Raw genomic sequence first — 12,186 nt, 5'->3', positions numbered from 1 at the left:
ATATTGCTCTAAATAAGCCTGTAGGTATAGTGTCTACTACAGATTCAAAAGAGAGAGATAATATTGTTAATCATGTCAACCATCCTCAACGTTTGTTTCCTATTGGAAGGTTAGATAAGCCTAGTGAAGGATTGATTTTTTTAACTAACGATGGAGATATTGTAAATAAAATTCTTCGGGCAGGAAATAATCATGAAAAAGAATATATTGTAACTGTAAATAAGCCTATTAGTAAAGAATTTATTCAAAAAATGAGCAATGGACTTCCTATTCTAGGTACTATTACTAAAAATTGTTTCGTTGAACAGCTTAATAAAAATACATTCAAAATTATTTTAACTCAAGGGTTAAACAGGCAAATTAGGAGAATGTGTGAGTATTTAGATTTTGAAGTAACTAAATTAAAGCGCACGCGAATTATGAATGTTAATTTAGGGAATCTAGCTGTTGATCAATGGCGAGAATTAACTGCAGAAGAAATGCAACTAATTAATAAAATGATTGCATCTTCCTCAAAAACAGAAGAAGCTTCCAAAGACAACCTAAAAATTAACAAAAAATCCAAAAAAAAATACTCTTTTAAAGGAAACAGGAAAAAGAGTAGATAACTATTACTTTAATTATTCCAAACAAATCCTATTCTGTATCTTTGCCAACTATGCATTTTGAATTAAAAACTAAAGACGCTCAAAGCAAAGCGAGAGCAGGAATCATAACTACAGATCACGGTAAAATTGAAACTCCAATTTTTATGCCCGTGGGTACTGTTGGTACTGTAAAAGGTGTTCACCAAACCGAATTAAAAAATGAAATTAATCCTGATATAATTTTAGGAAACACCTATCATTTATACTTACGACCAAAGACTCAAATCTTGGAGCAAGCCGGTGGATTACATAAATTCATGAATTGGGATCGTAATATTTTAACTGATAGTGGTGGCTACCAAGTTTATTCTCTTTCTGGAAGAAGAAAAATTAAAGAAGAAGGAGTTAAGTTTAAAAGTCACATCGATGGTTCGTACCATACCTTTACACCTGAAAATGTAATGGAAATTCAACGTACTATTGGAGCTGATATTATTATGGCTTTTGATGAGTGCACGCCCTACCCTTGTGATTATAGCTATGCAAAACGTTCTATGCACATGACACATCGTTGGTTAAAACGTTGTATTACTCATTTAGAAAAAACACCTTTTAAATACGATTATAGTCAGGCATTCTTTCCCATAGTTCAAGGAAGCACCTATAAAGATTTAAGAAAACAATCTGCTGAATATATTGCATCTGTAGGTGCTGAAGGTAATGCAATTGGAGGACTTTCTGTTGGAGAACCTGCTGAAGAAATGTATGAAATGACTGAAGTTGTTACTGCAATTCTTCCTGAAGATAAACCAAGATATTTAATGGGAGTTGGTACACCTGTAAATATTTTAGAAAATATTGCTTTAGGTATAGATATGTTTGATTGTGTTATGCCTACAAGAAATGCGCGAAATGGAATGCTTTTTACAGCTCAAGGAACAATTAATATTAAAAATAAAAAATGGGAAAATGATTTTTCTGCTATAGATGAAATGGGAATTACTTTTGTAGATACTTTGTATTCAAAAGCCTATTTGCGTCATCTATTTGCATCAAAAGAATTATTAGGAAAACAAATAGCTTCCATACATAATCTAGGATTTTATTTGTGGTTGACTCGTGAAGCCAGAAAGCATATATTAGCAGGTGATTTTACTGAATGGAAAAACCAAATGGTAAAACAAATGGACAAAAGACTATAACAGAAATTGAAAATACTTGATAAATATATATTAAAAAAATACTTAAGCTCTGTAGCTTTAGTATTAATTTTATTATTGCCTATTGCAATTGCAATTGATGTATCGGAAAAAGTAGATAAGTTTCTTAGACACGCTGATTTATCTATTGGTGAAATCATTAGTGACTATTATGTGAATTTTGTAATCATATTCGGTAATACATTTTTACCCTTAGCACTTTTTATCGCAGTCATATTTTTCACTTCAAAACTAGCTAGTAATACAGAAATAATTGCTATACATTCAGCAAAAATATCATTTACTAGGTTTTTGAGGCCTTATTTTATTGGAGCTACAATTATTACTGTATTTGCTTTGTTAATGAATCATTTTATAGTTCCCCGAAGTAATAAAATTTATGAGAAATTTAATAGGACCTATCTAAAAAAGAAAAAATTAAATGAAGATAATTTAACAAATATTAATTTACAATTAGGACCTAATGATTATATTTTTTTAAAAAGCTATAGAATTGCAGTAGACAGAGGTTATAATTTTTCATATGAAAAATTTGAAGGAAATAAGTTAGTATATAAATTATTTTCAGATAATATTAAATGGAATAAAAGAGATAGCACATTTACTTTAACAAATTATAGAAAAAGGTTCATTTTGAAAGAAAAAGATAGTATCAAATATGGTTCAAAATTAGATACTACTTTTTCATTTAATCCGAAAGATCTAATTAACGTAGATTATTTAGCGAAAGAAATGACCTCCTTTAAATTGAATGATTTTATTGAACAATCTAAAGAACGAGGAGTTAAAAATCTAAATTCATATTTAGTTGAATATCATAAAAGAACAAGCTTGCCAATTTCATCGTATATATTAACATTTATAGCAGTTGCATTGGCATCAAAAAAGCGAAGAGGAGGAATGGGTATTAACCTAGCAATTGGTATATCACTTATGTTTGTATACGTGTTTTTCTTGAAAATTGCTGAAGTACTTGGAGCTGGAGCAGATACAAATTCATTTATAATGGTATGGTCTCCAAATATTATTTTTGGAGCATTAGCAATTTATTTATACCTGAAGAATGCCAAAAACTAAATTAAATAATTATTTACATCTTCATTTTCTAGTCTTCATTTGGGGATTTACAGCTATTTTAGGTGCATTAATTAGCGTAGATGCTATTCCACTAGTATGGTACCGAATGCTATTTGCAGTGGTTTTTATTCTACTCTATTTCTTAATTAAAAAAAAATCACTTAAAACCACACCTAAAGCATTACTTAAGTTCTTGTTCACTGGAATAACCATAGCACTCCATTGGATAGCATTTTTTACAGCTATTAAAGTTGCTAATGTATCTATAGCTCTAGTTGCTATGAGCACTGGTGCACTATTCACTTCATTAATAGAACCTTTATTCTTTAAAAGAAAACTCATACTAATAGAATTATTTTTTGGACTCATTGTAATTGCTGGACTTTATTTAATTTTTAATATTGAAAGCCAATATACCTGGGGTATCATTTATGCCTTAATAGCATCATTCTTATCCGCACTATTTACAGTATTAAATGGCCTATATATTAAACAACACGAAGCTGAAGTGATTTCATTTTACCAGTTGCTTTTTGGAGTTGGTTTTATTAGCATTTTTGTAGTTTTAACGAATGATTTCTCCATTCAAGATTTTGCGTTAAAAAATTCAGATTTATTTTATCTTTTAATCTTAAGTAGCATTTGTACAGCATATGCATTTGTGGTCTCAGTTAAAATTATGAAATATCTAACACCATATACAGTCATGCTCACTGTAAATCTAGAACCCGTATATGGTATTATTTTAGCCGTACTATTTTTTGGAGAAAAAGAAAAAATGAGTTTAGAATTTTATATTGGAGCAATAATAATTGTTATTACGGTGATTATTAATGGAATTATAAAAAATAAAAAAAAAGCATATAATAACCTTCAAAATTGATAAGTTATTATATTTGTAATTAGTTTCAAACTTAAAAATATGGAATATTTAGATTTTGAATTACCAATAAAAGAATTAGAGGAACAACTTACTAAATGTGTTTTAATAGGAAAAGATAGTGATGTTGATGTAAGTGAAACCTGTAAAAACATTGAAGCAAAGTTACTAAAAACAAAAAAAGACATCTATAAAAACTTAACTGCTTGGCAAAGAGTTCAGTTATCTCGTCACCCAGATAGACCTTACACATTAGATTATATCAATGCCATTTGCGGAGATACCTTTATGGAATTACATGGAGATAGAACTGTTAAAGATGATAAGGCGATGATTGGTGGTTTAGGTAAAATTGGTGAACAATCTTTCATGTTTATTGGGCAACAAAAAGGATATAATACAAAAACTCGCCAATATAGAAATTTTGGAATGTCAAATCCTGAAGGTTATAGAAAGGCTTTAAGGCTTATGAAAATGGCTGAAAAATTTAACATCCCAGTTGTAACTTTATTAGATACGCCAGGTGCTTACCCAGGCTTAGAAGCTGAAGAACGTGGACAAGGAGAAGCTATTGCAAGGAATATTTTAGAAATGACTCGTCTAAAAACACCAATAATTACAATTGTAATTGGTGAAGGAGCTTCTGGTGGTGCTTTAGGTATTGGGGTAGGTGATAAAGTCTATATGATGGAGAACACTTGGTATTCTGTAATTTCACCTGAATCTTGCTCTTCAATTTTATGGAGAAGTTGGGAATATAAAGAGATTGCTGCTGATGCGTTAAAATTAACTGCTGAAGACATGAAAAAACAAAAGTTAATCGATGGAATTATTAAAGAAACTCTTGGAGGAGCACATTTCGATCGTGAAGGTGCTTTTAAGGAAGTTGAAAAAACAATTCTCAAAACCTATAATGAGCTAAAAGATTTAACTCCAAAACAATTGGTAAAACAACGAATGGACAAATATGCCAATATGGGTGTATTTAAAGGATAATATTTAATAAAAAAACCTCTCTAATTAGAGAGGTTTTTTTATTAAATTTACCATATGTATATTCTTTCCTCTAAACAAATATCTTTAGCAGATACTGCAACCATTAAAAACAAAAGCATTTCATCAATTGATTTAATGGAATATGCTGCTACAAAATGTTTTGAATGGCTTCATAGTCGATTGCAAGGACAGCCAATAAAAATACATATATTTTGTGGTATAGGTAATAATGGTGGTGATGGCTTAGTCATAACTAGACATTTAATACAGCATGGGTATAATGTAAATTGCTACGTGGTAAACTTTAGCGATAAAAGATCTGATGGATTTCTTGCAAATTACAATCGATTAAAAGAGCTCGGTGAATGGCCTAAAGTAATTTCCAATGAATCTGATTTTCCCAAAGTGGATTATGAAGATATTGTAATTGATGCCATTTTTGGGAATGGACTAACTAGAAAGCCTGCTAGCTTTACAAAAAAATTAATTCAATATATTAACAGTACTAAAGTTTTTACACTAGCCATTGATTTCCCATCTGGATTGTTTGATGATAAAACGGTTTCTGATAAAAATTCAGTTTTAAGAGCCGGTCATACCTTAACATTTCAAACTCCAAAATTAGCTTTCTTACTTCCTGAAAATAAAGATTATATCAATACATGGGAAGTATTAGATATTGGGTTGGATGAAACTTTTATTAGTGAATTAAACCCTAAAACGCATTTTATTACTAAAAGTGATGTTATACCACTATACAAACCAAGAAATAAATGGTCACACAAAGGTAATTATGGGCATTCTCTTGTCATTGGTGGTAGTTTTGGTAAAATTGGTGCAGTTGTATTGTCCACAAAAGCTGCGTTAAAAATTGGTAGTGGATTAGTAACAGCTTATATTCCAAAATGTGGTTACAATATCCTTCAAACTTCAATTCCTGAAGCTATGGTTGAAGTTGATAATGATGCTTTACTTAGCTATTATAATGTTAAAACAAATGCAACAGTTATTGGAATTGGGCCGGGAATGGGAACAGATGAAAAAACTGCACTTGGTTTTGAAAATTTCTTAAAAGAAAATAAACTCCCATTAGTGTTAGATGCAGATGCTATTAATTTATTATCAATGAATGACACACTTTTGGATAATTTACCAAAGGATACTATTCTAACACCTCACCCAAAGGAATTAGAGCGTTTAATTGGCAAATGGGATAATGATTATGATAAATTAGATAAATCTATCAAATTTTCGATAAAATATAATTTAATTCTTGTCATTAAAGGTGCTCATACCATTATAATCCAAGCGGATAACATATATGTTAATTCGACTGGAAATCCAGCATTAGCAACTGCAGGAAGCGGAGACGTTTTAACAGGAATAATCACAGGATTAATTGCACAAGGCTACAAGCCTAAAAATGCTGCCATACTTGGAGTGTATTTGCATGGAAAAACAGCTGATATAGCAATTCAAGATACAAGTTATGAAACCTTTATTGCTTCTTCAATTTTAGAATACTTACCTCAAGCTATTTTAGATTTATTTAATCAAGAAACTGAAGAAGATAAAGATGAAGAATAACCATCTTTGTAATCTAAAAGGATCGCTGAAATTTCAGCGATCCTTTAAAAAATATAGTTAAAGTCCTAATTCTAGTAATAATTCTTTCAATTGTGGATTGGATGGTCGGTATGCATCAGAATCAACAATATTACCTTGTGGATCTAACAAAATAAACCGTGGAATTGCATTTATACCATACTCAGTTATAAATTCAGATTCAAAATTATTATCAGCAAATAACTGAATACCCCCTAAACTCTCTTCTTCCACCATTTTTTTCCAAGTATCATGAGCATTTTCCTTGTCAACAGAAATACTTACAAATTCAATGTTTTTATCATGAAATTCTGCTTCTATTTGCTTCAGGAAAGGAATTTCAGCTTTACAAGGTGCACACCAAGTTGCCCAAATATCTAGATAAACATATTTCCCTTTTAAATCTGATAAAGATGTTGTACCTCCCTTATGATTCTCATAATTATTAAAAATAGGAGATTTCTTTCCTTTTGCAAAACGTACTAAATTCTCATGATTTTTTTCATAATTAGAGGTTACATACCCTAAGAAACTTTGATCATTTCTCAAATCCATAGATTTTAAAGTAGAATCCAGATTAGTAGTGGAATCTCTAAAACCTTGTAAAGTAGCTTTAGCTTCAGCAATCTTAGCTTCATATTCTTCTTTGTCTAGTTTAAAATATGTTTTTGGATCTCCCATTTCACTCATATAAAATTCCCGTTTATTATCTAAAAACGTATTTGTTTCAGCTCCAACTCCTTCAAATGAAACTCCATCAGAGAATTTATCTCCATTAAATGCCAAACTTAAATCATATCCATTTTTTAAAAAAACAGTAACTCTATCATTCCCGTTAGACATGATATAAATACCTTCTTCAACTTTTAAAGTATCAGAAAAACTACCATCTTCTTTAACTGTAATTTCTTTAGAATAGGTTCTGTTTTCCAACTTAAATTTATCTAAATTCTCTGTTTTAACTGTCCCTTTTAAAGTTACAAAATCCACACTCTCATTTTTACAAGATATCAATATCAATACTGTAAAAATCCAACTTAAATTTCTCATTTTTTTATTTCTATTAAATATTTAATTCTTTAAACAAATCAATCAACTTAGTATCAGAGGGTCTAGGAGCATTAGATGATACAATATCTCCTTTTGGATCAATCAATATAAAACGTGGAATCCCTTTTATTAAATATTCCTCCACAAAACTAGATTTCCAACTATTATCTGCAAATAATTGAATTCCCCCTAATTGTTCTTCTCCAACCATTTTTTGCCACTTATCGTGATCACTTAACTTATCAACAGAAAGACTTACAAAATGAATATTTTTTCCTTCATATTGTTTTTCTACTTTTTGTAGATAAGGTATTTCTCTTTTACAAGGTCCACACCACGTTGCCCAAACATCTACATACACATATTTCCCTTTTAAATCACTTAAAGATGTTGTTCCTCCTGCAAAATTCTCATAATTTTCAAAAGTTGGAGAAGGTTGTCCTTTCGCAACACTTTTTAATTTATTAAAGCTTTTGGTAATTTCACTATTATTAGCCTCATTTGTAGAATTAGCCATAAAAATAGTGTAAAATTCTTCGAAATCGCCTGTATATGTAATTCCGTATTTTGCATATTCAAATAACAAACTATTTTTTATCGTTTCACTTTTAGACTTTGAAATACTTTTTAAAACAGCAATATCTTCTTCTAGTGAATCGGTTTTTGCTATCAATGCTGCTTCATCATAAAAATGAGATGTTAATAAATCTCGATAACTTTGCGAAAAATCAAAATCTTCTTCATTTGAATAATCAACTTCATCCAACTCATTCAAAAAACCTTCTGAAGTTTTAAATTCTGGTTTTTCAGCATAATGAGCATGGTAGCGCTCATAAATACTAAGTTGACTTAAATAAGCATAATTAAGGTTTCTTCTTTCTTTAGTTCTAAATGCTTCTGAAATTCCAGTTGTAGCATCTAAAATTTCTTCTGATGCCAATTTAATTTTTTCTATTGTTTGCTTATATTCATCTTCTTCCAATAAGTATAAGCTAGTGCCTTCTCCTCTTAATTCTTTTTCTTTTTTTCCTGAAATTAGAATATAGTTACTTACTTCTGATCCTTTACCTGAAATTAATAAGGTATTATCAAAATTAGCTGCATCATAATTTATATTAATAGTGTTTCCCTTATCTAAATAAACAGTCATTCTATTTTTTCCATCGTATAGCAAATATCTAGCTACATCAACTCTTATAGTATCAGAAAAAGTTCCGTCATCTGAAACAGCAAGAACTTTTTTAACTGATCCATCTGCACTATTTAAAGAAAGTTCTCCACTAACATTTTCAATTTTTCCCGAAATAATTGAATAATCTACAATTGCTTTTTTCTGGCAAGAAATAGCTGAAATAAGCAATACTAATAAAACTAATTTTTTCATTTAATTTAAATTTTATGAATCAGCTACCAAAGATAAAATTTATTATTAAAGAAAATAAAAATAACATTACTTTAACAATATATTTGCATATATCAAACCGATTGGTGAATTTTGAGATTACATAAATACAGAATGAATAATATACATTTTATAGATTCCAAAATAGTAGATTTTCAAAGGCTACACGAATTAATACTTTCAGAAAAAAAATTAAAACTTTCAAATGAAGCTATTGAGAAAATTGAAAATTGCAGAAATTATTTAGATCAAAAAATTAAATCAGATTCATTTCCAATTTATGGTATAAATACTGGATTTGGTTCATTATGCAATGTGAAAATTGATAAAAATAATTTACAACAATTGCAAGAAAATTTGGTAATGAGTCATGCCTGCGGAACCGGTAGTGAAGTTCCAAAACATATTGTAAAATTAATGTTATTTCTAAAAATTCAATCTCTTAGCTATGGACACTCAGGTGTTCAACTTAAGACTGTTGAACGTCTTATTGAATTTTATAATAACAATATAATCCCCGTAATTTACACACAGGGATCATTAGGAGCCTCAGGTGATTTAGCACCACTCGCACATTTAGCTTTACCATTAATAGGAAAAGGTGAAGTACATTATGATAATGAACGGATTTCGGGTGAAGAACTACAACATATATTTTCGTGGGATAAAATTGAACTAAAATCTAAAGAAGGCTTAGCATTGCTCAATGGAACTCAATTTATGACAGCCTACGGAGTTTCATTAATTTTAAAATCATTTAAACTTTCATATTTAGCTGATTTAATAGGTGCTTTATCGTTAGAAGCTTTTGATGGGAGAATTTCACCATTTAACAAACTTATCCATCAAATAAGACCACATAATGGACAACTCAAAACTGCAGAACGAATAAGTGAATTTTTGAATGGAAGTGAGTTAATAGAGCAATATAAAGAGCACGTACAAGATCCGTATTCATTTAGATGTATGCCTCAAGTTCATGGCGCAAGTAAAGATGCCCTGGAATATTGTAAAAAAACTTTTTTAACCGAAATTAATTCAGTAACCGACAACCCTAATATTTTTTCAGAAACTGATGAAATTATTTCTGGTGGAAACTTTCATGGACAACCACTAGCAATAGCATTTGACTTTTTAAGCATCGCAATGGCTGAATTAGGAAGTATCTCTGAAAGAAGAACATTTCAATTAGTTTCAGGGCTTCGAAGCTTACCTCCCTTTTTAGTTAAAAATCCAGGGTTGAACAGTGGTTTTATGATTCCACAATACACTGCAGCTAGTATTGTAAGTCAAAATAAACAATTAGCAACACCCGCTTCAATTGATTCGATTGTATCTAGTAATGGACAAGAAGATCACGTAAGTATGGGGGCCAATTCAGCTACAAAAGCAAAACAATTAGTAGACAATATTGAAACTATTCTGTCCATTGAATTGTTTAACGCATCTCAGGCTTTATATTTTAGATTACCCGTAAAAACATCTCCTTTTTTAGAATCATTCTTAAAAATGTACAGAAGTGAAGTGCCTTTTATTGAAAATGATATTGTATTAAGTACAGAAATTAAAAAAACAGTTACATTTATACAAGATTTAACAATAGATACAGAAGAATTATTTTAATCTATATAAAAAAAGCGATAGGTAAACCTATCGCTTTTTTCTCAAATAATTATGTGCTTCTTTTTAAATTCCGAATCTTCTTTTATTATTCCATGCTATGCTTTTTGCATTTCTGAAATCAACTAAAACAAGTTTCCTTTTATTATCCTGGTTTTTAACGTTTTTATTTACTTTCATAATAAATTATTTTAGATAGTTATTTCTAGTGCAAAGATACGATATCTTTAAATTACACCACAAAAATATATTATGTTTTTAATAATATTTTAACGTTTAGAGGTAGATTTTATATGTTTTTTTTAAGGTATTTCAAAATTTACTAAAAATACTATAAAATATACGTGTTATTTCATTATATTTTAACAATAGCCAAAACTAATTTTAATAAAAATTAATCTTTCGATGAATCTAATGAGATTTTACCAGTAACAATCTCATAATACATTTTAAAATCAGATTTTAAACTCCATAAAGGGTATTTAAATGTAGCAGGTCGATTTTTTTCAAAAAAGTAATGACCTACCCAAGCAAATCCATAACCAGTGATAGGAATAAAAATAAGCCAGTACGGGTTTAAATGAATAACTGCAGTTAGAAATAGTGCTAAAACAAAAGTTGTCCCAATAACGTGCAACAATCTACAAATTTTATTACTGTGCTCTTTTAAATAAAATGGATAAAACTCTTCAAATGATTTTAATTGATTTTCCATAATTGACTCTTTAAAACTAGTTACAAAAATAAATTTTTCAATTAATAAAATTTATAATTAAAACCAACCATTATATTTCCTTTTGGCATAGGCACTAAATTAGTTTCAGTATATTCTGCATTAAAAATATTATTCCCAATTAATGATAACTCAATGTTTTTATTCATTTTAGCTATTAATTTAATATCAATAACACTATAACTTTCTCCATCAGTTCGTTCAACATATCTATACAAAATATTATGACTGATATTCGAAGTTATTTTTGATGTAAAACTTGAATTATATTGATGTTTCATACTATTTAAAGAATATCTAGTATACTGTACATTATTGTCTTTAATATCATCATCAATAAAACTATATCCAATAGTTAATTTTTGATTTTGAATCCCTATATTAAAATTATAACTAATTTCTGTCTCAAAACCTTGAGTACTTACCTCACTAAAATTTCTAGTTTCCCATTTGTCATCTTCATTATCTTTTGTCCAATCAATTAAATTATCAGAATCCCTATTAAACAAAGCGATATTAAGCGAAAAGTTCTTATTACTATAGGTAAGCCCAAGTTCTTCAGATAAAGCAGATTCAGGCTCTAGATTCGGATTTCCAATTGTAGTTGGCCCAACATAAAACATATCAGTAAAAGTTGGTACTCGATATGTATAACCTATATTTCCATAAAGTTTTAAATTATCTGAAATTCTATAACCAACATCTAAACCTGGAAATGCTTTTGTTTCAAAATCTGAATAATAGCCTACAGCCACGCCCGGTGTAATATCTAATAATTCATTAAAAAACTCAAATCTATGCTCTAAAAACCCGGTAATACTTGTTCTATTTCGGTCACCTAAATTATTACTTAGTAAAAAAGATCTAGAAACATCTAAACCAATACCTGTTTTACCTAAGTTAGAATTAATTACAACATTATTTTCAACTCCAATTTTGTTTGAAATATGTAAATTTCTAAAAAATGAAGGATCCTGTCTTAAAAATAAATACATATCTTCATTTCTCCTCCAATA

The 12,186-nt window shown here is 29.2% G+C and carries 11 protein-coding genes; 7 read left to right on the top strand and 4 right to left on the bottom strand.

What is annotated here, in order from left to right:
• From HKP59_RS07160 to HKP59_RS07135, 6 genes are all read left to right on the top strand, one after another.
• Positions 1-608: pseudouridine synthase (locus HKP59_RS07160; RefSeq protein ID WP_291804996.1), on the top strand; the 608-nt coding region annotated here is incomplete at its 5' end.
• Between the two features lie 50 nt (positions 609-658).
• The gene (tgt, locus tag HKP59_RS07155; RefSeq protein WP_291804993.1) at positions 659-1,789 is read left to right on the top strand and encodes a tRNA guanosine(34) transglycosylase Tgt; all 1,131 of its coding nucleotides are present in this window, start codon (positions 659-661) and stop codon (positions 1,787-1,789) included.
• Positions 1,790-1,795: 6 nt separating this feature from the next.
• On the top strand, positions 1,796-2,884 hold the full coding sequence (locus HKP59_RS07150) for an LptF/LptG family permease (RefSeq protein ID WP_291804990.1): 1,089 nt from the start codon (positions 1,796-1,798) through the stop codon (positions 2,882-2,884).
• The gene (locus HKP59_RS07145) at positions 2,871-3,767 is read left to right on the top strand and encodes an EamA family transporter (protein ID WP_291804988.1); all 897 of its coding nucleotides are present in this window, start codon (positions 2,871-2,873) and stop codon (positions 3,765-3,767) included. The genes HKP59_RS07150 and HKP59_RS07145 overlap by 14 nt, the downstream gene beginning before the upstream one ends.
• A gap of 39 nt (positions 3,768-3,806) precedes the next feature.
• A complete protein-coding gene (locus HKP59_RS07140; RefSeq protein ID WP_291804986.1) occupies positions 3,807-4,760 on the top strand; it encodes an acetyl-CoA carboxylase carboxyltransferase subunit alpha in 954 nt (317 codons plus the stop codon).
• A 54-nt stretch (positions 4,761-4,814) separates the two neighbouring features.
• Entirely contained in the window at positions 4,815-6,347 is a 1,533-nt protein-coding gene (locus HKP59_RS07135) for an NAD(P)H-hydrate dehydratase (RefSeq protein ID WP_291804983.1), read from the top strand.
• A gap of 57 nt (positions 6,348-6,404) precedes the next feature.
• On the opposite strand, the gene HKP59_RS07130 is transcribed toward HKP59_RS07135, so the two are convergent.
• Positions 6,405-7,415 (bottom strand): TlpA disulfide reductase family protein, encoded by a 1,011-nt coding sequence (locus tag HKP59_RS07130; RefSeq protein ID WP_291804979.1) that lies wholly within the window; start codon positions 7,413-7,415, stop codon positions 6,405-6,407.
• 13 nt (positions 7,416-7,428) lie between these two features.
• Positions 7,429-8,799, bottom strand: a complete 1,371-nt coding sequence (locus HKP59_RS07125; RefSeq protein WP_291804977.1) for a redoxin domain-containing protein — start codon at positions 8,797-8,799, stop codon at positions 7,429-7,431.
• A 132-nt stretch (positions 8,800-8,931) separates the two neighbouring features.
• On the opposite strand from HKP59_RS07125, the gene hutH reads away from it, so the two are divergent.
• Positions 8,932-10,440, top strand: coding sequence for a histidine ammonia-lyase (gene hutH / locus HKP59_RS07120; protein ID WP_291804975.1), 1,509 nt, complete (start codon positions 8,932-8,934; stop codon positions 10,438-10,440).
• Between the two features lie 391 nt (positions 10,441-10,831).
• Here hutH and HKP59_RS07115 read toward each other — a convergent pair whose 3' ends face one another.
• Entirely contained in the window at positions 10,832-11,152 is a 321-nt protein-coding gene (locus HKP59_RS07115) for a DUF962 domain-containing protein (RefSeq protein ID WP_291804973.1), read from the bottom strand.
• 41 nt (positions 11,153-11,193) lie between these two features.
• Positions 11,194-12,186: TonB-dependent receptor (locus tag HKP59_RS07110; RefSeq protein WP_291804971.1), on the bottom strand; the 993-nt coding region annotated here is incomplete at its 5' end.

This window comes from Lutibacter sp. (assembly GCF_013041805.1).
Classification (GTDB): Bacteria; Bacteroidota; Bacteroidia; order Flavobacteriales; family Flavobacteriaceae; genus Lutibacter.
This window is presented reverse-complemented; position numbering and strand designations above follow the sequence as displayed.

Coding starts and splice junctions, on each gene's coding strand:
- tgt (WP_291804993.1), top strand. CDS start 659: ATGCATTTTGAATTAAAAACTAAAGACGCTCAAAGCAAAGCGAGAGCA.
- HKP59_RS07145 (WP_291804988.1), top strand. CDS start 2,871: ATGCCAAAAACTAAATTAAATAATTATTTACATCTTCATTTTCTAGTC.
- HKP59_RS07140 (WP_291804986.1), top strand. CDS start 3,807: ATGGAATATTTAGATTTTGAATTACCAATAAAAGAATTAGAGGAACAA.
- HKP59_RS07135 (WP_291804983.1), top strand. CDS start 4,815: ATGTATATTCTTTCCTCTAAACAAATATCTTTAGCAGATACTGCAACC.
- HKP59_RS07130 (WP_291804979.1), bottom strand. CDS start 7,415: ATGAGAAATTTAAGTTGGATTTTTACAGTATTGATATTGATATCTTGT.
- HKP59_RS07125 (WP_291804977.1), bottom strand. CDS start 8,799: ATGAAAAAATTAGTTTTATTAGTATTGCTTATTTCAGCTATTTCTTGC.
- hutH (WP_291804975.1), top strand. CDS start 8,932: ATGAATAATATACATTTTATAGATTCCAAAATAGTAGATTTTCAAAGG.
- HKP59_RS07115 (WP_291804973.1), bottom strand. CDS start 11,152: ATGGAAAATCAATTAAAATCATTTGAAGAGTTTTATCCATTTTATTTA.